Source organism: Nitrosospira sp. Nsp14, assembly GCF_900113575.1.
Classification (GTDB): domain Bacteria; phylum Pseudomonadota; class Gammaproteobacteria; order Burkholderiales; family Nitrosomonadaceae; genus Nitrosospira.
Window position 1 is genome coordinate 26,229 of record NZ_FOPV01000001.1, and the last position, 18,792, is coordinate 45,020.

21 protein-coding genes are annotated in these 18,792 nt (G+C 56.8%); 6 read left to right on the plus strand and 15 right to left on the minus strand.

The features are described 5' to 3' along the window. Window positions 1–119: 119 nt before the first annotated feature. From BM022_RS00120 to BM022_RS00135, 4 genes are all read right to left on the minus strand, one after another. Window positions 120–2,768, minus strand: a complete 2,649-nt coding sequence (locus BM022_RS00120) for a [protein-PII] uridylyltransferase (protein WP_091135559.1) — start codon at window positions 2,766–2,768, stop codon at window positions 120–122. Window positions 2,769–2,777: 9 nt separating this feature from the next. Beyond that, a complete protein-coding gene (gene map / locus BM022_RS00125; protein ID WP_091135560.1) occupies window positions 2,778–3,578 on the minus strand; it encodes a type I methionyl aminopeptidase in 801 nt (266 codons plus the stop codon). A gap of 217 nt (window positions 3,579–3,795) precedes the next feature. Beyond that, a complete protein-coding gene (locus BM022_RS15360; protein WP_091135563.1) occupies window positions 3,796–4,599 on the minus strand; it encodes an SPOR domain-containing protein in 804 nt (267 codons plus the stop codon). 69 nt (window positions 4,600–4,668) lie between these two features. Beyond that, window positions 4,669–5,094, minus strand: coding sequence for a VOC family protein (locus tag BM022_RS00135; protein WP_091135565.1), 426 nt, complete (start codon window positions 5,092–5,094; stop codon window positions 4,669–4,671). A gap of 255 nt (window positions 5,095–5,349) precedes the next feature. Here BM022_RS00135 and BM022_RS00140 point away from each other — a divergent pair, with 255 nt between their 5' ends. Continuing rightward, window positions 5,350–6,000, plus strand: a complete 651-nt coding sequence (locus BM022_RS00140) for a c-type cytochrome (protein WP_256208757.1) — start codon at window positions 5,350–5,352, stop codon at window positions 5,998–6,000. A gap of 61 nt (window positions 6,001–6,061) precedes the next feature. On the opposite strand, the gene hemL is transcribed toward BM022_RS00140, so the two are convergent. Genes hemL through thiD form a run of 3 tightly spaced genes read right to left on the minus strand, consistent with a single transcriptional unit; the run spans window position 6,062 to window position 8,862 of the window. Then, a complete protein-coding gene (hemL, locus tag BM022_RS00145) occupies window positions 6,062–7,345 on the minus strand; it encodes a glutamate-1-semialdehyde 2,1-aminomutase (protein ID WP_371264275.1) in 1,284 nt (427 codons plus the stop codon). Continuing rightward, window positions 7,332–8,027, minus strand: a complete 696-nt coding sequence (gene thiE / locus BM022_RS00150) for a thiamine phosphate synthase (protein ID WP_091135571.1) — start codon at window positions 8,025–8,027, stop codon at window positions 7,332–7,334. The genes hemL and thiE overlap by 14 nt, the downstream gene beginning before the upstream one ends. Next, entirely contained in the window at window positions 8,005–8,862 is an 858-nt protein-coding gene (thiD, locus tag BM022_RS00155; RefSeq protein WP_091135573.1) for a bifunctional hydroxymethylpyrimidine kinase/phosphomethylpyrimidine kinase, read from the minus strand. Before thiD ends, thiE begins: the two co-directional genes overlap by 23 nt. Before the next feature lie 57 nt (window positions 8,863–8,919). Between thiD and BM022_RS00160 the strand changes: the two genes are divergently transcribed. Together BM022_RS00160 and gloA are read left to right on the plus strand one after the other, a co-directional pair. Further along, window positions 8,920–9,108 carry a rubredoxin gene (locus BM022_RS00160; RefSeq protein ID WP_091135575.1) on the plus strand — a complete coding sequence of 63 codons (189 nt, stop codon included), beginning with the start codon at window positions 8,920–8,922 and terminating at the stop codon, window positions 9,106–9,108. A gap of 1 nt (window position 9,109) precedes the next feature. Next, a complete protein-coding gene (gene gloA, locus BM022_RS00165) occupies window positions 9,110–9,499 on the plus strand; it encodes a lactoylglutathione lyase (RefSeq protein WP_091135578.1) in 390 nt (129 codons plus the stop codon). Between the two features lie 41 nt (window positions 9,500–9,540). Here the strand turns inward: gloA and BM022_RS00170 are convergent, their stop codons facing one another. The 8 genes from BM022_RS00170 to purM all read right to left on the minus strand — a co-directional run bounded on the left by BM022_RS00170 (window position 9,541) and on the right by purM (window position 16,131). Next, a complete protein-coding gene (locus BM022_RS00170) occupies window positions 9,541–9,843 on the minus strand; it encodes a hypothetical protein (RefSeq protein WP_091135579.1) in 303 nt (100 codons plus the stop codon). Between the two features lie 66 nt (window positions 9,844–9,909). Beyond that, window positions 9,910–10,128 carry a hypothetical protein gene (locus BM022_RS00175; RefSeq protein WP_091135582.1) on the minus strand — a complete coding sequence of 73 codons (219 nt, stop codon included), beginning with the start codon at window positions 10,126–10,128 and terminating at the stop codon, window positions 9,910–9,912. A 184-nt stretch (window positions 10,129–10,312) separates the two neighbouring features. Then, the gene (locus BM022_RS00180) at window positions 10,313–11,548 is read right to left on the minus strand and encodes a mechanosensitive ion channel family protein (protein WP_091135585.1); all 1,236 of its coding nucleotides are present in this window, start codon (window positions 11,546–11,548) and stop codon (window positions 10,313–10,315) included. Between the two features lie 69 nt (window positions 11,549–11,617). Continuing rightward, the gene (locus BM022_RS00185) at window positions 11,618–12,241 is read right to left on the minus strand and encodes a phospholipase D family nuclease (protein ID WP_091135587.1); all 624 of its coding nucleotides are present in this window, start codon (window positions 12,239–12,241) and stop codon (window positions 11,618–11,620) included. After that, on the minus strand, window positions 12,238–13,503 hold the full coding sequence (locus BM022_RS00190; RefSeq protein WP_091135589.1) for an RsmB/NOP family class I SAM-dependent RNA methyltransferase: 1,266 nt from the start codon (window positions 13,501–13,503) through the stop codon (window positions 12,238–12,240). The genes BM022_RS00185 and BM022_RS00190 overlap by 4 nt, the downstream gene beginning before the upstream one ends. A gap of 120 nt (window positions 13,504–13,623) precedes the next feature. Further along, window positions 13,624–14,403: a DUF3108 domain-containing protein gene (locus BM022_RS00195; protein WP_091135591.1), complete on the minus strand. Its 780-nt coding sequence runs from the start codon at window positions 14,401–14,403 to the stop codon at window positions 13,624–13,626. 2 nt (window positions 14,404–14,405) lie between these two features. Continuing rightward, on the minus strand, window positions 14,406–15,038 hold the full coding sequence (gene purN, locus BM022_RS00200; RefSeq protein WP_091135594.1) for a phosphoribosylglycinamide formyltransferase: 633 nt from the start codon (window positions 15,036–15,038) through the stop codon (window positions 14,406–14,408). Window positions 15,039–15,072: 34 nt separating this feature from the next. Beyond that, window positions 15,073–16,131, minus strand: a complete 1,059-nt coding sequence (gene purM / locus BM022_RS00205; RefSeq protein ID WP_091135597.1) for a phosphoribosylformylglycinamidine cyclo-ligase — start codon at window positions 16,129–16,131, stop codon at window positions 15,073–15,075. 101 nt (window positions 16,132–16,232) lie between these two features. Between purM and hda the strand changes: the two genes are divergently transcribed. The 3 genes from hda (at window position 16,233) to BM022_RS00220 (ending at window position 18,696) form a co-directional block, all read left to right on the plus strand. Further along, window positions 16,233–16,910, plus strand: a complete 678-nt coding sequence (gene hda, locus BM022_RS00210; protein WP_091136065.1) for a DnaA regulatory inactivator Hda — start codon at window positions 16,233–16,235, stop codon at window positions 16,908–16,910. Beyond that, complete coding sequence (locus tag BM022_RS00215; protein WP_091135599.1) at window positions 16,907–17,569, plus strand: histidinol-phosphatase; 663 nt, start codon at window positions 16,907–16,909, stop codon at window positions 17,567–17,569. The genes hda and BM022_RS00215 overlap by 4 nt, the downstream gene beginning before the upstream one ends. Window positions 17,570–17,703: 134 nt before the next feature. After that, window positions 17,704–18,696 (plus strand): FecCD family ABC transporter permease, encoded by a 993-nt coding sequence (locus BM022_RS00220; protein WP_091135601.1) that lies wholly within the window; start codon window positions 17,704–17,706, stop codon window positions 18,694–18,696. Window positions 18,697–18,792: the final 96 nt, after the last annotated feature.

An 18,792-nucleotide genomic window follows, 5' to 3' on the forward strand; every position in this document is an offset into this window, starting at 1 on the left:
AGGGCGAGTCCGGAGGGTGTGCGTGTCTGATGGGTACCGGGTCGCCGGCGAAGTAGATGGGCTCGTGGGGGTGAGGCTGCGTACCCCTGGCGCTCCCGTCGCCGCCTGCCTATAGAGGGTTAGCCAGGATCACTGACTGCTTCGCTTGAAGTTTGCAACGCCTCGACGAGTTCCGTTTCCAGATGAAGCAACGTTCGGGATTTTTTCAAGGCATCTCCTGTCACCAGAAACGTATCCTCTGCGCGCTCGCCCAAGGTATTGATTCGCGCGTGCTGCACGTTTACGCCAAAGCTCACCAGTACCTGGGCGATGCGGGACAGCAGCCCCGGCTGGTCGCCGGCGACGATAGATAAGATATGGTATTCGCCTTTTTCGTCCAGTTCGATGTCTACTTTGGGCTTGATGGGAAAATGCCTGAGATGGCGGCTCAGGCGTCCTTTCAGCGGCGGTTGTAACGGCGCATGCTGGGCTAATTGCTGTGCCAGCTCATGCTCTATGAAATCGACGACATCGCGGCGTTGGTGTGCCATGTCAAAAGGGTCGAGCACGAGAAAGCTGTCCAGCGCATAGCCGTGACGAGTGGTATGAATCCGGGCTTCGACGATGTTGCAATCGACGCGGTCGAAGAAACTGCAAATACGCGCGAACAGGTCCTTTTGATCGGCAGCATAGACCAATACCTCGATGCCTGTTCCGGCCGGTGCGATACGCGTTTTCACCACCGGTGTTGACGGTTTTGTTTGATGGATCAAGTGCCCTGCATGCCAGGCGATTTGCTGCGGATCTTGCGACAGCAGATACGCTGGATCGAGTATCCGCCAGAGCTGCTCGTTCCCGCTGACTGCAATGTTATTGCTTTGCAGCAATTCCATCACTTTGTTTTTACGGCTTGTCAACGTCCTGTCGGCATAGGCGGGTTCGCCGCAAAGCTGACGCCGCGTCGCCCGGAATAAATCTTCCAGCAGTTTGCTTTTCCACGCGTTCCATACTTTTGGGCTGGTACCGCGTATATCCGCGACCGTGAGCAGATAAAGCGCAACCAGGCGCCGCTCGTTGCTCACCTGTCTGGCGAAATCCGCAATCACGTCTGGGTCGGATATGTCTTTCTTTTGCGCGGTCATTGACATCACCAGATGGTTCTCAACCAACCAGGTGATCAGCTCGGTGTCGTCGCGGGAAATGGCGTGATTCCGGCAGAAACGATCGGCATCCTTCTTCCCGAGTTTCGAATGGTCGCCTTGGCGTCCTTTTGCAATATCGTGGAAGAGTCCGGCGATATAGAGCACTTCGGGCCGCTCGAATTCACCGATGAGCCGGCTGCAAAGCGGATATTCATGGGCGAACTCCGGGGAAAGGAACCTGCGCAGATTTCTTACCACCATCAGGATATGCTCATCAACGGTATAGACGTGAAACAGATCGTGTTGCATCTGGCCCACAATGCGTCCGAACGCCGGCAGGTAGCGCCCGAGAATGCCGTAGCGATTGAGCAGTCGCAGCTCGCTCGTCAGGCCGCGCGGCTGACGCAAGATCTCCATGAAGAGCGCGCTATGGCGCGGGTCGCGGCGAAATACCGCGTCGATCAGCGGCACAGCCTGCCACATTGCTCTCAGCGTCGCCGCGCTGCGGGCCTTCAGGTCGGGACGCTGTTGCAGCAGCAGCGCGCTTTCCAGAATTGCGCCCGGCTCCTTGCGGAAAACATTTTCGTCTGTCGCCTCCAGCCATTCACCAAGTTTCTGGAAACGCTCATTGATGACGACTGGAACCGCATTCGCGCCGGGAAAAATTCTTGCCTCCAGTGTGAGCAACAGAATGGTGTTGACTTGTGTCACGCCCTTGGCTGCGCGGTAATATCGCTGCATCAGCATCTCGCTGGCACGCCGGGGCGGTTTCGCGCTCATGCTGAGTTCATCGGCCAGCGTGGTTTGAAAATCGAACAGCAGGCGGTCTTCGCGCCGTCCTGCGAGGTAGTGGAGGCGAATACGGAGGTCTTGCAGGATAGCCTGATGACGTTGCGCGAGGCGCGCTTCCCGGGGAGTGATCAGCCCTCGTCTCGCCAGTTCAGACCAGGATTTCCCAAACCCGGCAGCCCGGCTGACCCACAGGACATTTTGCAGATCCCGAAGCCCGCCCGGGCTCTCCTTGATGTTGGGCTCAAGATTGTGCGTCGCATCATGATAGCGGCCGTGGCGCTGTTCCTGCTCACGCTGTTTGGCCTGAAAGAAAAGCCCTGGCTTAAGCCTGGCCTTCATTGTGTTGACAAATTCATCGAACAACTGGCGATGTCCCGTCAACTGTCGAGCTTCGAGCAGGCTGGTTTGCACCGTTATATCTTTCATTGCCTCTTCGGTGCAGTGGGGGATGGTACGGACGCTGTGGCCAATTTCAAGTCCGATATCCCATAAGAGTCTCACCCACTGTTCCAGCAAAACCTTGACGGCCCCGTCCGCGGCGTCGGCATAGCCCTGGCCTTCCGCCGGAAGCAGCACCAGCAGATCGATGTCCGAAAAAGGAAAAAGCTGCTGCCGGCCATAGCCACCAACGGCAAGTAAGGCAATCGAATCGGGCATGGCCATAGCGCGCCAGGCACGGCGCAGAATATCATCCAGCAACCGGCTGTGGTCACGCAGCAAAGCGGCGCCGTTACCACTGCTGTAATAGCGCTGGCGTAACGCCTCGCGTCCCTGCAGCAGCGTCTGCCTAAATATCTCGGTACGCGTCTCCGGATTGAAACTATCGGGAGGCGTCTCTAGCTCAAGCGACCCCATGAGATGAGATCAGGAATGGAATAAAGGTTTGGGCGGCGCACCGTCGGACAGGGTCAACACTTCATACCCGCTGTCAGTGACCAGCACGGTATGCTCCCACTGCGCCGACAAGCTGTGGTCCTTGGTTACGATGGTCCAGCCATCGGCCATCTGCCGTATCGGCGCCTTCCCCGCATTGATCATGGGCTCAACCGTAAAAATCATGCCAGCCTTAAGTTCCAACCCTGTTCCGGCACGGCCATAGTGAAGCACTTGCGGCTCTTCATGGAACTTGGCGCCAATACCATGGCCGCAAAACTCTCGCACTACGCTATAGCCGTGACTTTCGGCGAAGCGCTGAATGGCTTGACCAATGTCGCCCAGGTGTTTCCCCGGTTTGATTTCATCGATGCCGCGCCACATGCACTCGTAGGTAACTTCACACAAGCGCCTGGCCTGAATCCCGGGCTCGCCCACGTAAAACATGCGGCTGGTATCACCATGGTATTGGTCTTTGATGACAGTGACATCAATGTTGACGATGTCCCCCGACTTGAGTTTTTTCTGTCCCGGCACGCCGTGGCAAACCTGATGATTGACCGAAGTACAAATGGATTTCGGATATGGCGAATAACCAGGCGGCGCGTAGTCGAGCGGCGCGGGGATAACGTGCTGAACATCGACCATGTAGTCGTGGCACAGTTTATCCAGTTCATCAGTTGTGACTCCGGGCTTGACGAAGGGGGCGATGTAGTCCAGTACCTCCGACGCAAGTTTACCTGCCACCCGCATTTTTTCTATTTCCTGCGGCGTCTTTAGGGACACTGTCATCGCGATTTCCGTATCAAATAACAAAAAACATATCATGCGGGCTGGAGTACCGCATTGCAACACCCGCGGCCGGCCCGCAAATATCGTTCATTGTATGGGGATAAGCATTGCCCGGGCAGACTTAAGACAATTCAGCCGGGAATGCTCGGACCGGTGGAGAGGGAGACACAAGCCGCGCCCAGGTACGGCGTACTTACGCGGGCCGCGCGTCGGGCGCTCATCTCGCCTTCGGGCGGGCGTCGCATTCGAGGGTTTTAAGCTCGCTCCCGGGAAACTCAGCTTTTAGCGCCTTCATCTTTTCGATCACATCTTGAGGCGGATCGCGCAGGACAAATTTTATTTGTTCCAGGCTCCGCTTTCCCATGACCGCGGACCTTACGCCGGTGCGCCTCAATTCCTCCAGGAGATCGTCCGCCTCATCCTCGTCGTCAAAAAAACCCATGGAAATCGCATTGTTCCATTGGCCGTTGTCCTCGACACGGTAGTAATTGTTCAGCCCCAGTCTGCCAAGCTCTCCCATCTTTCGTACCGCGTGATCGCTGTTCCTAAGCGGCGGAATATAAACCCAGTAACCGGTTTTTTTCCCTACTGCGACGCGCTGTGCCTCATGATTCAGTTGCCGTCGCCCCATTGCGGCCTCGATACGCGCGTGCTCAACCCCGAGAAATTTTCCCCATTCCAGACAGGTTTCCGGCGCAGCCGGAGCGGTGGGAGAAGGAACGGAGGATGCCACATGCGCGGGTGCCGGAGTCTCAGGTGTAACAGCGGCGAGGGGAGGCGGGGCCGGCGCAGCAGTGACAGGTGCAGGTGTAACGGGAGCCGAATTGATGGGCGCAGAAGTGACAGGCGCAGAAGTGATAGATGCAGAAGCGGCCGACTCAGGAAGCACCGACAGGGGTCGGATTTTTTCCGGATGAAATTCCGCTGCCAGTTGCACGCGACTGCTGGCTCCGGGGTCCCATTGGATATAAGCCGCGAAAATCAGGTTGATAAACAGCAGAAGAAAAAAGACGATTCTCATTTACACGCCTGATTCTCGGCAACAAACAGAAGGTCGAATTCTCGATTGTATCTGGAGGGAGCGGTTGCGTCATTTATTGTCATTGCGTTCGTCCGGAGTCATTGCAGAAGGATCCATATGTATGAGCTCCCAGATATGCCCGTCCAGGTCCTGGAACCCGTGTCCGTACATAAATCCATGGTCTTGGGGTTCATTGTAGGTGGCGCCGCCCGCTGCGACCGCGCTACGTACCATCTCATCGACTTTCTCACGGCTCTCCCGGGACAGGCAAACGAGCACTTCGGTGCTTTGCGTCGCGTCGCAAATCTTCTTCGGCGTAAACAACTTGAACTTTTCCTCCGTCAGGAGCATGACGAAAATATCTTCCGCCACAATCATGCAGGTCGCGGTCTCGTCGGTGAATTGAGGATTGAATTCAAAGCCCAGCTTGGTAAAGAATTCTACCGATTTGCCAAGATGCTTCACCGGCAGATTAACAAAAATTTTTGTGCCCATTTTTTCTCCCCGGAACGACATGTAACGAAGAATTATTTGCGGAAACTCGCGTCGATTGCCCGCCAGGACGACATTTGCGGCTGGAATGTTTCTTCCGACGACTTGATGAAAACGCTCTTTGGCAGAACAGTTTACGTCATCAAAATGATTGGTAGTTCAGCTGCTTTATTGTTGTGAACCCGCCCTTGCCCTGCTAAAATACAATGTTATTGACATGGTTATCACTTTTCTTCCGGAGCGTCAGGAATGCAAGGCATGAAATTGATTTCAAAAGTCGTGGTATTAGCCTCACTGGCGCTATCCAATCCCGTTTTCGCGAAAGCTCCGTCAGAGACTGGAAAGATCAAGGGCGATGCGTCTAAAGGTCAGCAAATTGCAACGCAAGTGTGCGCAGCCTGTCACAATGCCGACGGCAATAGCGTTATACCGGCAAACCCCAGCTTGGCCGGACAGCATGCCGAGTATATCACCAAGCAATTGAATAATTTCAAATCCCAGGATGGCAAGCCGGCAACGCGGGAAAGCGCGGTAATGAGCGCGATGGTTGCGCCGCTGTCCCCGGAAGACATGACGAATCTGGCCGCCTACTATGCTCAACAAAAGCCTAAACCGGGCGCCGCCCAGGATAAGGCTCTGGCTGAACAGGGTGAAAAAGTATACCGGGGCGGTAATCTCGAGACGAGTGTTCCTGCTTGCGCAGGATGCCATTCACCCAATGGCTCTGGTCTGCCGCCGAATTATCCCCGTCTCGGGGGTCAGCACCGGGATTACACCCTGACACAACTGCGAGCATTCCGAAAGGAGCTGCGCTCAAACGATGATAATCAGGTGATGCATATGATTACCACGCGCATGAGCGAAAGGGAAATGCAGGCAGTATCCGAGTACATCTCGGGCCTGCGCTAACGCTTAACCCGGTCTTCAGGCCGCACGTAACAGACGGCTCCGGACATGTCCGGAGCCGTTTTTATTTCCACGAATCGAATATTTGTGCCGCTGCCGCCAACGTTTTACCGATTTCCACGTCGCCATGAGTTGCGGAAACAAAACCGGCTTCAAACGCCGACGGCGCAAAATAGACGCCGGCTTTTAGCATTGCATGGAAAAAGCGGTTAAACGCTTCCTTGTCGCAGCTCATTACTTCAGCGTAACTGGTCGGCAGGCTCTTCCGGAAATAAAGGCCAAACATGCCTCCCACCGCCTGTGCGCAAAAAACGATTCCGCGCTCTTGGGCAGCAGCGGTAAGGCCTTCTGTCAACTGCCGGGTTCTGGCGGAAAGCTTGTCATAGAATCCGGGCTCTTGCACCAGTCGCAACGTGGCAAGTCCGGCCGCTACCGCGACCGGGTTACCGGAAAGCGTGCCGGCCTGATACACCGCACCCAGTGGCGCGAGACACTGCATGATGTCGCGCCTGCCGCCAAACGCCGCCATCGGCATGCCTCCACCGATGACTTTGCCGAGCGTGGTGAGGTCTGGCTTTACGCCATAAAGCCCCTGCGCGCATTCCAATCCGACGCGAAAGCCGGTCATTACCTCATCAAAGATCAGTACGCTGCCATGACGGGTGCACAGTTCGCGCAGGCCCGGCAGAAATCCTGGGTTTGGGGCTACCAGGTTCATATTGCCGGCGACCGGTTCAACGATGATCGCCGCAATTTCATCACCAAACTGACTAAACGCCTGCTCGATGCCGTTCATATCGTTGTAGTCCAGCACCACCGTGCTGGACGCGGTTTCTGCCGGAACCCCGGCGGAACTCGGATTGCCGAACGTCAGGGCTCCAGAACCTGCCTTCACCAGCAGGGCATCATCATGCCCATGGTAGCAACCCTCGAATTTGATGATGCGGTTACGCCCCGTATATCCCCGCGCGAGGCGAATGGCGCTCATTGTGGCCTCGGTTCCCGAACTTACCAGCCTCACCTGCTCAATCGAAGGAACAAGATTGCACAACAGCTCCGCGATCTCCAGCTCCGCGGCGGTTGGTGCGCCAAAGGTCAAACCCTTTTGCGCGGCCGCCTGCACCGCCGCGACCACTTCGGGATGGGCGTGACCAAGAATCAGAGGGCCCCATGAGCCGACGTAATCGATATAGACATTGCCATCCGCGTCCCACGCCTGAGGTCCGAGTCCTCTCTCGAAAAATATAGGCGTGCCCCCCACCGACTTGAAGGCGCGGACCGGCGAGTTCACGCCACCGGGGATATATTGTTGAGAACGTTCAAATAATTGCTGGTTACGTGACATTATGGTTAGCCCATGATGATGATGATGAGGAGGAATGGAATGCTTGTTTCGCTTTATTTTGCTTAATCAAGCGGGAAACCTTTGCCGCGGCCAAGCGGACGTCGTGGGCGCAAAACAGCGCGTTGCTCACGGCCACCGCATCGGCACCGCGCCGAATCAACTCACCGCCATTATCGGGCGTGATGCCCCCGATGGCGATGATTGGAAGCCGCAGTTCCTGCCTTGCGCGGGCCAGCAGGTCGAGCGGGGCGTGCGTTGCTCCAGGCTTGGTGACTGAAGCAAAAAAGGCCCCGAATGCGACGTAGTCGGCACCGTGCTGCTCGGCTTCTACGGCACGGCCCAGTTGATCGTAACAGGAAATCCCGATAATCTTCCCCACTCCCAGGCGGCGGCGCGCTTCCGCGAGCGGAGTATCCTCGCCCCCTAGGTGCACGCCGTCGGCGCCGACGGCGATGGCCAGATCGAGATGATCGTTGACGATGAAGGGAACTTGAAAATCCTGGCAAAGACGGGCAAGGGAATGGGCTTGGTGCAGGCGCAAATCGCTGTCGGCTGCCTTGTTGCGGTATTGGACCACGCTGACTCCGCCTTCAAGCGCCTGCTGCGTCATCGCAACCAGCTCGGAGGTGTCAGTCACATCCGGTGTGATCGCGTATAACCCGTTAATCGCCGCCTTTTGCGTCATCTTTGTCGTTCCCGATATCGCTCTCGTCGCGCGCCCAGAACAGGCGGTCAGGCAGATGCTGTCCCATTCCCGGCCGAAATCCGGCTTTCAGCGATTGCCAGGTATACTCCTGAGCTTCATAGACACCCTCGGCGATCGACAGCCCGTTCGCCAGGCCAGCAGCAATGGCGGATGCGAGGGTGCAGCCAGACCCATGGTACGATCCCGTCAACCGCTGCCACTTGTCCGAGCGCACCACCCCAGCGCTTCCGTACAGACTGTTGATAACCTGCGAAGTGTTTTCGTGGGTTCCGGTAATCAGGACGTACTCGCAGCCCAGGCTCAAAAGCCGTCCTGCGCACTGGCTTAAGTTTGGGTTGTCATCGTCATCATCGTCATCGTCATCCTGTGCGAGCCGGCGCGCTTCCAGGCTATTGGGGGTAATAATGGTCGCTTGGGGAAGCAGCAGTTCGCGCATGGCCATCACCATCTCGTCGTTGGCGAGTTCGTCACCGCGCCCGGAAGCGAGCACCGGGTCCAGTACCAGCGGAATGTTCGGATAATCGGAAATGACCTCCGCAATCGAGGCGATAATTTCCACACTTCCGAGCATCCCGATTTTAAACACGTTTACAGGCATGTCTTCCAGGACCGCCCTTGCCTGATCGGCAACCCATTCCGGATCGAGGGCCATTACGTCGTCCACGCCGGCTGTATCCTGAATCGTAATGGCTGTGATCACCGATAACGGGTGACATCCCATGCTGGCTAGGGTGAGAATATCGGCTTGAATACCGGCACCACCGGTCGAGTCACTGGCAGCGAAAGAAAGTACCGTGGGGGGTGGCTGAGACATGGACTAATACCGTAAAATGACATTTTAACCTAATTAACCCAATTACTCTCGCTCATCATGACCACCACCGAAACTCGCGTTTACCGTTGCTACATGTGCCTTATTTGCGGTTATGTATATGATGAAGCCGAAGGGTCGCCACAAGAAGGCATTCCTCCCGGCACTCGATGGGAAGATGTTCCGATGAACTGGACTTGCCCGGAATGTGCCGCGCGCAAGGAAGATTTTGAGATGATCGAGATCTGATATGCGTATTCTTCATACCATGCTGCGGGTCGGCGACCTGGAGAAATCCATCGCCTTCTATACCGAGGTGCTAGGGATGAAAGTACTGCGGCAGAAAGATTACCCCGAGGGAAAATTTACGCTCGCCTTTGTCGGTTACCAGGACGAGAAGCAGGGCGCAGTATTGGAACTCACCCACAATTGGGACACCAGGCAATATGACCTGGGCAACGGCTATGGGCATATCGCGGTGGAAGTGGACGATGCCTACCAGGCGTGTGCGGAAGTGAAAAAGCGCGGCGGCAAGGTAACGCGGGAAGCGGGACCGATGAAACACGGCGCCACCGTTATTGCTTTCGTGGAAGATCCGGACGGCTACAAGATAGAATTCATACAGAAAAAAACCGTCTAGCCCATCTCGTCCTTACCGCTGGCTTACCTAAGGGGGGACTTTCAGGGAGGACTTTCATCATCATCCTGGTCACTCATCCGGCTGAAAAAGAACACCGCAATCGCAATGAGGGTGACCGGCAGGATCACGTATAAACCGAGCGCGTATCCTGCCCCATCCCCGTGATCGTGAGGCGGGGAAGAGGTCATTATCTTGTATGCGTGGGCCATGCTGACGGTGAGAACGAGAACAAGACCGGCGATACGGCGATGGGCTATCAAAGCCCGGCCAACCGCCTGGTTTAGCAAGTGCGCGGTGTAGTACCCCAGGAAATAGATCCCGGTATAGAAAATCAAGGCGCCCATAAAGAGTTCCCGATGTTATGAACTCGTTTCTGGGAGGAAGTCTGACGTCGCGGTCGCACTCAATCGTTATTTGCTCTTGTGGTCCGCGTCAGATGTTTTCTCGCGCTTTTTGGTATCGCTCTCCCGCTGCGTTTCCGGCTTTTTCGATTTTGAGGCGGCGGCTTTTGCCTCATCCGCCGCGATGATTTTTGCCGCTTTGGACCAGGGAAATTCCTGAGCCTCTTTTTGGGCGGAAACCTGCATTGAGCAAAGCGCGAACAGCAGCGCCGGTAGTATCGTCTTCATAGTGTTGCGAGCAGCAAACCTTAACGACCCGGATTTATATCCGCGATTGGATGTCTCCGGACAAGTCTTCGATAGTGGAATCGTATCTCAAGTTTCGGGTGGATTTCAAGGCGGGCACCTCTGGAAGGGTGGGCACGAGGTCCATTTAATTCGCTTGGAATTATTCAGGTGTTCCCATTCAGTCTTACTTCACGCCGATACCGTTCTTTTCAAATTCCGCCAGGATTTCACGGTGGAGGTTGGAGCGCAGCCGTAACACCCCGCCTTCTGGATCTTGCACCCATATCATCAGGTCAATGATGACACCGTTCTCGGCAAATTCCTTGAGGATAACGACAGGTTCGGGTTCCGCCAATATTTGCTGCCGCTTCGCGGCTTCCAGCATGATGCGCATGGCCGTCTCCACCGGGCTGGAGTAGCTGACCTTTATGGTTGTAATTAGACGCAACCGGTGGTTAGCATAGGTTTGGCGGACAACCGTCGACGTAATAAACGTGTCGTTCGGAATAAGCGCTTCAGTCCCGTCTTCGGTCTTGAGCACCACATATCGCGTAGTAAGTGAAACAACCTCTCCCTTGCGGTTGTCCACCGCCACGGTATCACCGATGTGCAGGGATCGGTCCAACAGAATGATGTATCCACTGATGTAGTTACTCGCAATCTTCTGCAGGCCGAATCCGAGCCCTACCCCAAGCGCGCCCCCGAACACGGACAAAACGGTAATATCTACCCCCACCATGGGTAGCGCGATCAAGACACCTGCCACAATCAGAATCGAGCGGCTCATTTTCGAGAGGATGACGCGCTGATTGATGTCCAGCGCTTTCGCATCCATGATCCTCGTTTCGAATGCGCTGGCCATCCAGAGCGCAACCAGTATGCTGGCGGTGAAGGCAAGGATGCCCTGCGCGATGAGCAATAACGACAAACGCTGTTTGCCGATGTGAAACCCGATATTGTCGAGAAGATCCAGAATCTCGGGCAGCAGGCCTGTTATATAAAGCGCAAGCCCGATCCATACCGTCCAGCCGATAAATAGCTCCCAGGAGTGCAGCCACTTCTGGCTCGAAAACACCCTGCGCAATATATAGCCAGTCACGCGAATCAGCGCGAGCGCGAATAGCAGCGGCACCAGGATGTTGAGAAGATGGGTGGGGTACCAGTAGCTGAGCACCCATCTCCCGGGAATGACCAGCGCAAGCGCGAACAGCGGAAACATGAGGCGGCTCATGCTCTGCATGCTGATATTCAGCCTGCGGCTTCTGCTTTCGGAAGGGAAGCGTCGTTCGAATTGCCGCTGCAGCAGCCAGGCAAGCCCGAGGCTTGCGGCCAGCACGGCAATCTGCCACAACACGCTGGTTTCCTGCACATCCGTGATCAGATTACGCAGCAGACTCTGGAACTCGGTATTGGATTGCATTCGGAAACCTCGAAAAGTCCCCTTGGGAGAAACCTGGTTGGCGAAACAAACCGGGACAAACCGCAAGCGCTATCGGTAAGGCCGCGAGTGCTCGTAATGGTGCTGCCAGTTTTTCCGATAAAGATCGGTCAGCGCCGTATTGCCCTTCATCACCAGCACATTCTCCGCGTTTTTGTACTGCGCGGCATGGGTGAAGTTGAAGCTGCCGGTGATCAGCGTCGCCGCCGGACTGCCGGCGTCAATCACGATCACTTTGTTATGAGCGCTGTCGTGGGCGGAATCGGTAAAAACCGGCACGCCGTCTGCCGCCATCTTCGATATCAAACTCGTCCGAATCCGGTGGATCTGGTCCTTGTCGGAAATTACTTTCACGTCCACCCCGCGACGACTGGCTGCGATCAGTGCATCAGCAATTTTGCGGTGGGTGAAACTGAATGCCTGCACCAGAACCTGGTGTTGCGCCGCATCGATGGCGTCGGCGATGAGCTTTCCAATATCATCCCCTGGCGTGAAGGCCGCTTGTACCGTTCCGGTCGCGGAAAGCGTAACGGGTGCCGTCGTGCCACGACTGCTGTCGTGTTGGCCTTCGTATCCCGCTGCGGGCTGGAAAGCTGCGGCAGATGCCGTAAACAGAATGGCCAGGCAGCTTGCAAGACATCTGGAGACGGGCATGCCAAGCACGGGTGATATCATTTGCCGCTGCCTGCGAGTTCCAATGCAGCGGCAAAAAAACCATCGGTGTGGTGCAAGCGGGGTGACAATTGCATGAAAACACCCGTGTCGAGCGGCACCTTCTGTTGCGCCAGCAACTCGGCGCAGTTCAGAAGTGTGAAGTGCGGGCGGGTTGCGAGGAAATTCTTGACGATTTCCTGGTTCTCTTCCGGCAAAAAACTACAGGTGGCGTAAACCAGCCGCCCGCCGGGTTTGAGCAGGTTCGCCGCCGATGCAAGGATCGCCGCCTGTTTGTGCTTGAGTTCTTCGACGCTTTGCAAAGACTGTCGCCATTTCAGATCGGGGTTGCGGCGCAACGTCCCCAAGCCGCTGCATGGCGCGTCCACCAGCACGCGGTCGATCTTTCCCGCCAGGCGTTTTACCTTCAAGTCGTTCTCGTTGGCGATAAGCTGTGGATAAAGGTTCGACAACCCCGAACGCTTAAGGCGCGGCTTGAGGTTATTGAGCCGTTTTTCCGAGGTATCGAATGCATAGATGCGTCCCTGCGATCGCATGAGGGCTGCGAGCATCAAGGATTTTCCGCCCGCCCCCGCGCAAAAATCCACCACCATGTGGCGCCGACGGGGAGCGAGCAGGTAGCCCAGCAACTGGCTGCCTTCATCCTGGATTTCCACCTTGCCGGTTATGAACAACTCATGGCGATTGATTGCAGGTTTGCCGGAAAGGCGGACGCCAACGGGAGAGTACGGCGTAGCATCACCCTCGATCCCGTCGCTTTTGAGTAGTGCAAGCACCTCCTCGCGATTCGCAAGCAGCGTATTGACGCGCAGATCGAGTGGCGCCGGCTCCTGCATGGAGCGCCCGAGTTCGAGAATTCCCTGCTCATCCAGGAAACCGTGCAGCTTTTCAACCAGCCACTCCGGGAATTCCGCCTGAACCGCAAGCGGCTGAGCTTCGGGCCTCGCCGCCTTCAATTGCGCGATCCATTTTGCCTCTGCTTCGCTTACGAGCGGAGTCAGCTCCCGCAGATTCATCCCATGGAACTTCGCCAGATAGCCCAGCAGCAGGGTGCGGGGCGTGGCGGTGCCGACCACCTGCTCCAGGAAAAAACGATGGCGCAGTATGCCGAATACCGTTTCGGCAATAAACGCCCGATCATTTACGCCGAGCTTGGGGTTCTCCCGGAAAAAACGCCGAAGTATCGAGTCAGCGGGATGCTCCAGCGGAAGCACGGCACGGAGCGCGGCGGTAGCCGTCTCCAGGTGGGCAGGGGTGAGACGCATCGATAGTGGTATTGCGGAAGGAAGTTAAGGCGAATAGCGCAGCTCGAACGCAACATACACCATAACGGCAGGGATGACCACTGCCGTCCGGGTTTGCGGGTTGGCTCAGGTTGGTTCAGGTCAGTGCAGGCGCCCCTGTTTCTGGCCGTTGAGCGATTTTTCCGCATAGCTGATGTTCTTGACCATCTGATCCGTCACGATTCCCAACTTCTCTGCTGCGACGACGCGAACCGGCAACATGTGATGATCAACCGCAAGCCAGATCTTCTTGTCGCGGTCACCCTCCTTTTCCAGCTGCTTTGTAAGCACAACGGTTTCCAGCTTGCCCATTGGCGTATCCAGGGTTTCCTTGCCTACCGCATAGCGGGTGGCTTCGAGGCGTCGGCCGTCGGTTTCATGCACCGTCACCACCTTGACGGGAACAGGCGCAAACATGAAGGCGTACTGCAAACTGAGCCTGTCGATGGTATCGGCGGGCAATGGCTTCTGCTCTTCCCCGCGTTTATGCTGCAGCGTCAGCAGCTTCTTGTCCCAATCGAAAATGGCTATCTTCCCCGGCTTGTTGCCGTGCTTGTCGGAGAAACGGCCGGGGCGAAAAAGCCCCTGTGACGTGATCGTGCCTTCGCTGTCGCGCACCACGCTGTCCGGCTGTGTCAGCGCCAGCAACCCCTTGGCGCGGCCTTCGCTGTAGATCGCATAGCTGCGCGCGCCGTTTTCCTGCCGGATTTCCACCTTGTCATTCATATCCGCTTCGAGACTGCCCGATGTAACTGTATAGCTGATATCGATGCGGGGCGGAATATCTGCGGCATAAGCGCTGGCAGCGGAAAACGCAGCAAGGGTCGTCAGCGCAGCGAAGGAAAAACTTAAATCTCTCAGCAAATCAAACGATAATTTCATTTTCATAATCCAGGTGAATACAGAATGGAGCTGTCGAATGCGGCAGAGCTTACTTCAACCGCGCCTTCGGAGATTTTCAGCCGCCCCTCCATGAACCAGCGCACGGCTTCGGGGTAAATGCGATGCTCCTGCTCCAATACTCGGGCGGCCAGCGTTTGCTCGGTGTCATCGGGAAGTACTTGGATCGCCGCCTGAACAACAATTGGGCCCCGATCCATCTGCGCGGTGACGAAATGTACGGTACAACCGTGTATCTTTACCCCTTCCTGCAGCGCTCGCCTGTGAGTATGGAGACCTGGAAAGGCGGGAAGCAGCGAAGGGTGGACATTTACCAGTTTCCCATCATAACGGTTTACGAAATCATTCCCCAGGATGCGCATGAACCCCGCAAGGGCGATCAGATCAGGCTGGTGCGTGTCGATTTCCTGCGCCAGCGCGGCATCGAATGCATCGCGACCGGGGTAAGACAATTGATCCAGCACGATGGTTTCAATGCCGTGCCTTTTTGCAACTTCCAGCCCTGGCGCATCCGGCCTGTTGCTGATAACGGCCGTTATCCGCCCCGGAAGCCTTGCCTCGATCAGGGCCTCCATATTGCTTCCCCGGCCCGAGATCAGGATGACAAGCGATTTCATATCGGCAGAGGCGCGAGCCCGGGTGCCCTGCCGCTCACTCAATTATCGTCTGCGCTTCATTCCCGGCGCGTTTTCGTATCGTACCAATCCGCCAGACCGTCTCGCCGGCGGATTGTAATAACTGCTTCGCCTTATCGGCCAGCTCTGGCGCCACTATCAGCGCCATGCCGATACCGCAATTGAAAACGCGGTGCATTTCCTTCTCCTCTACATTTCCCTGTTGCCGCAGCCAATGGAAAAGCGGAGGCATTTCCCATGTATTCTTTTGCAGCACGGCCGTGACCGCGCTCGGCAGGACGCGGGGAATATTTTCCACCAGCCCCCCGCCCGTTATATGTGCCATGCCCTTAACCGGCAGTTGTTTCATCAGATCGAGCACCGGTTTGACGTAGATGCGGGTCGGCGCCATGATTACATCGATTAACGCCTTGTCGTCGAATTCGGTGGACAGGTCGATGCCATTTTTCTCGATGATCTTGCGTATCAGCGAGTAGCCGTTGGAATGGGCGCCGCTGGATGCGAGCCCCAATACCGCATCCCCTTCCCGGATATCAAGCCCGGTAATGATGCTGTCTTTCTCCACCACGCCGACGGCAAAGCCTGCCAGATCGTATTCCCCCTCGGGGTACATGCCGGGCATTTCCGCAGTCTCGCCGCCGATCAATGCGCACCCCGCCTGTTCGCAACCGGACGCAATGCCCTTGACCACGCGGGTCGCCGTGTCCACATCCAGCCGCCCGCAGGCGAAGTAGTCCAGGAAGAACAGCGGTTCCGCGCCTTGCACCAGGATGTCGTTGACGCTCATTGCCACCAGGTCTATTCCGACGCTGTCATGCTTTCCTGCTTCGAACGCCAGTTTCAGCTTGGTGCCGACGCCATCGGTGCCCGACACCAGCACTGGATTACGATATTTTTTCGAGATTTCAAACAGCGCGCCAAACCCGCCTATGCCCGCGAGCACTTCCGGGCGCATGGTGCGCTTGGCGTAGGGCTTGATGTTTTCGACCAGCCGATCTCCTGCATCGATGTCTACGCCTGCAGATCGGTAGGAAAGGGGTGCGGACTGCGCGTTATCCTGTTTGAATGAAGTCAAGTTGAGTTCTCTTCCTGTTGCAGATAAAGTGACGGCAATTTTACCTCAAACGGATGTGTGCGCCATGCGCTATCAATTTATGGGCCCATTCTGTGAGCTTCGTGAAACAACTCCTGCTGGACATTGCACCTCCACCCCTTCCGACGCTGGCTAACTTTGTGCCAGGACGCAACGCCGAGCTGTTGCAGACCCTGGAGAACATTCCGCTGGGCCGCGAAAAGGAGCGTTTCTTCTATTTATGGGGCAACGAGGGATGCGGGAAGAGCCGCTTGCTGCAGGGGCTCGCTGGAGCATACGAGCATCATCGGGTAAGCGTGAACTATTTCGCTTGCGCTGAAGACACACGGTTCGAAATCGACGGCGAAATTGACTGCGTATTGGTGGATGATGTGGATCGTCTGGGCCCCGAAGCGCAGGTGGGGCTGTTTAATCTTTATAATCGCATTCGTGACGAGGGACACGCCTTCCTGCTGGTAACCGGACCTGTTGCGCCAGCACAGCTCAAGCTGAGGGATGACCTCGTGACGCGACTGGGATGGGGTCTGGTATATCAGGTTCATGAACTGACTGACGAGGAAAAAATTAAAGCCATGAAAAGCCATGCAGCCAGCCGCGGCCTCGATTTGCCGCAAGAGGTGGGCGACTACCTGCTCCGCCATGGGCGCCGCGATTTGCCCACCTTGATTGCCACTGTCGATGCGCTGGACAATTATGCGTTGGCCAGCCGCCGCAAAATTACCGTTCCGCTGGTGCGTGAACTATTGCAGGCCGCATCATGAATCTGGCCCTGTTCGATCTCGACAATACCTTGTTGGCTGGGGACAGCGACTTCCAATGGGCTCAGTTCCTCATCGAACAGCGCGTGCTGGACCGGGAGGTCTACGAGGCGCGCAACGTGGAGTTCTACGAGCAATACAAAGCCGGCACGCTGGATATACACGAGTTTCTCGACTTTCAGCTGAAACCATTATCGCGCCATCCCAGAAGCCAGCTCGATGCCTGGCACAGCGATTTCATGCAGAACAGGATACTGCCGATCATCACTCCTGCTGCGCGCAAGCTGGTGGAAGAGCATATGCTTGCCGGCGACCTGTGCGTCATCATCACCGCCACGAACAGCTTCGTCACCGCTCCCATCGCCAGGGCACTCAAGGTTACCCATCTCATCGCTACGGAGCCGGAGCAGAACGATGGTGAATTCACGGGTCGGGTTTCAGGCCTGCCCTGCTTCAGGGAAGGCAAGATCGCGCGCCTGGAAAGCTGGCTGGATGAACACAACCTGACCTGGCTGTCGTTCCTGGAAAGCTGGTTTTACAGCGATTCACTGAATGACTTGCCCTTGCTCAAAAAGGTTACCCACCCGGTGGCAGTGGACCCCGACGCGACCCTCAAGGCCCATGCGGAAAGAAACGGCTGGCCCATCATCAGCCTGCGATAATTGCCCGGGTTGCTCATGCCGGCCTGCGATCTCAACCCTATACCCATTTTCGCTTTGCCGCCGGTTCGGGGCTGCTGTCTCACCGGTTTCAAAACGGGCGCAAAACCTGGCGTTGAGTCGAACGCATCGCGGCGATGATTGCATGGAACGTGGGAAGAGGACCGAAGCTTCTGGCCCTTTTCCTGTTTTTTGCTGCCGCCAGCGCGTTTGCGGGGCTGCTATTCGGTAGCGTCCACATTCCCGCCGAAACGGTTGCCCAGGCTCTGCTCTCTTCCAGCGACGGTAAGGATAATGTCGCGCACCAGATTGTCTGGCAGTTGCGGCTGCCGCGGATATTGGCGGCGTTTGCCTGCGGAGGCCTGCTGGCGCTGGCCGGCGTGCTGTTGCAGGTTCTGCTGCGCAATCCGCTTGCCGATCCTTATATTCTCGGCGTGTCCGGCGGGGCGGCGGTAGGCGCGCTGCTTGCGATGTTGCTGGGTTGGGGCCTGGTGCTGACCAATATCGTCTCGCTCGCGGGAGCCTTGGCCGCGATTGCCATCGTTTTTGGCCTGAGTTTTCGGGCCGGCGGCTGGAATCTCTACCGGCTCCTGCTTACAGGCGTGGTGTTGTCCGCGGGCTGTGGGGCGCTGACGACCTTGATCCTCACCCTCGCCCCGGCGAGCGACGTGAAAGGCATGCTGTTCTGGTTGATGGGGGACGTTTCCCGGGCCGAGGAAGTGCTTCCCGCTTGGGTTACGCTGTGCGTCGTAACGGCCGTGAGCATGCTCTTTTCCCGCAGCCTCAACGTCCTGGGCCTCGGCCAGCTGAAGGCGCAGACGCTGGGCGTGGCCGTGTTGCCCTTGCAGGTGGGACTCTATTTCTGCGCATCGGTGGCGACGGTGGCCGCGCTGATGCTGGCGGGCGCAATCGGGTTCGTGGGTCTCATCGTGCCGCATGCCGTCCGCTTGCTCGGCGTGAGCGATTTCCGCTGGCTGTTGCCGCTATCGATACTGCTCGGAGGCAGCTTCCTTACCTTGGCCGACACCCTGGCTCGCACATTGTGGGCGCCCCAGCAACTTCCTGTCGGCGTATTGACCGCCTTGCTGGGGGTGCCCATGTTGTTGCTGCTGCTGTCAAGAAAACCCTGATTGCCCGAAAATCCCGACCTGAGACACCCGATCTCCGGACGCGGTCTTGCAGGATCGGCGCGTCGCATCGGAAGACGATTGCCCGGCAGGGATAAA

Excerpts from the sequence above, each read along its gene's own strand:
- BM022_RS00120 (WP_091135559.1), bottom strand. The coding sequence starts at position 2,768 with ATGGGGTCGCTTGAGCTAGAGACGCCTCCCGATAGTTTCAATCCGGAG.
- map (WP_091135560.1), bottom strand. The coding sequence starts at position 3,578 with ATGACAGTGTCCCTAAAGACGCCGCAGGAAATAGAAAAAATGCGGGTG.
- BM022_RS15360 (WP_091135563.1), bottom strand. The coding sequence starts at position 4,599 with ATGAGAATCGTCTTTTTTCTTCTGCTGTTTATCAACCTGATTTTCGCG.
- BM022_RS00135 (WP_091135565.1), bottom strand. The coding sequence starts at position 5,094 with ATGGGCACAAAAATTTTTGTTAATCTGCCGGTGAAGCATCTTGGCAAA.
- BM022_RS00140 (WP_256208757.1), top strand. The coding sequence starts at position 5,350 with ATGAAATTGATTTCAAAAGTCGTGGTATTAGCCTCACTGGCGCTATCC.
- thiE (WP_091135571.1), bottom strand. The coding sequence starts at position 8,027 with ATGACGCAAAAGGCGGCGATTAACGGGTTATACGCGATCACACCGGAT.
- thiD (WP_091135573.1), bottom strand. The coding sequence starts at position 8,862 with ATGTCTCAGCCACCCCCCACGGTACTTTCTTTCGCTGCCAGTGACTCG.
- BM022_RS00160 (WP_091135575.1), top strand. The coding sequence starts at position 8,920 with ATGACCACCACCGAAACTCGCGTTTACCGTTGCTACATGTGCCTTATT.
- gloA (WP_091135578.1), top strand. The coding sequence starts at position 9,110 with ATGCGTATTCTTCATACCATGCTGCGGGTCGGCGACCTGGAGAAATCC.
- BM022_RS00170 (WP_091135579.1), bottom strand. The coding sequence starts at position 9,843 with ATGGGCGCCTTGATTTTCTATACCGGGATCTATTTCCTGGGGTACTAC.
- BM022_RS00175 (WP_091135582.1), bottom strand. The coding sequence starts at position 10,128 with ATGAAGACGATACTACCGGCGCTGCTGTTCGCGCTTTGCTCAATGCAG.
- BM022_RS00180 (WP_091135585.1), bottom strand. The coding sequence starts at position 11,548 with ATGCAATCCAATACCGAGTTCCAGAGTCTGCTGCGTAATCTGATCACG.
- BM022_RS00185 (WP_091135587.1), bottom strand. The coding sequence starts at position 12,241 with ATGATATCACCCGTGCTTGGCATGCCCGTCTCCAGATGTCTTGCAAGC.
- BM022_RS00190 (WP_091135589.1), bottom strand. The coding sequence starts at position 13,503 with ATGCGTCTCACCCCTGCCCACCTGGAGACGGCTACCGCCGCGCTCCGT.
- BM022_RS00195 (WP_091135591.1), bottom strand. The coding sequence starts at position 14,403 with ATGAAATTATCGTTTGATTTGCTGAGAGATTTAAGTTTTTCCTTCGCT.
- purN (WP_091135594.1), bottom strand. The coding sequence starts at position 15,038 with ATGAAATCGCTTGTCATCCTGATCTCGGGCCGGGGAAGCAATATGGAG.
- BM022_RS00215 (WP_091135599.1), top strand. The coding sequence starts at position 16,907 with ATGAATCTGGCCCTGTTCGATCTCGACAATACCTTGTTGGCTGGGGAC.
- BM022_RS00220 (WP_091135601.1), top strand. The coding sequence starts at position 17,704 with ATGATTGCATGGAACGTGGGAAGAGGACCGAAGCTTCTGGCCCTTTTC.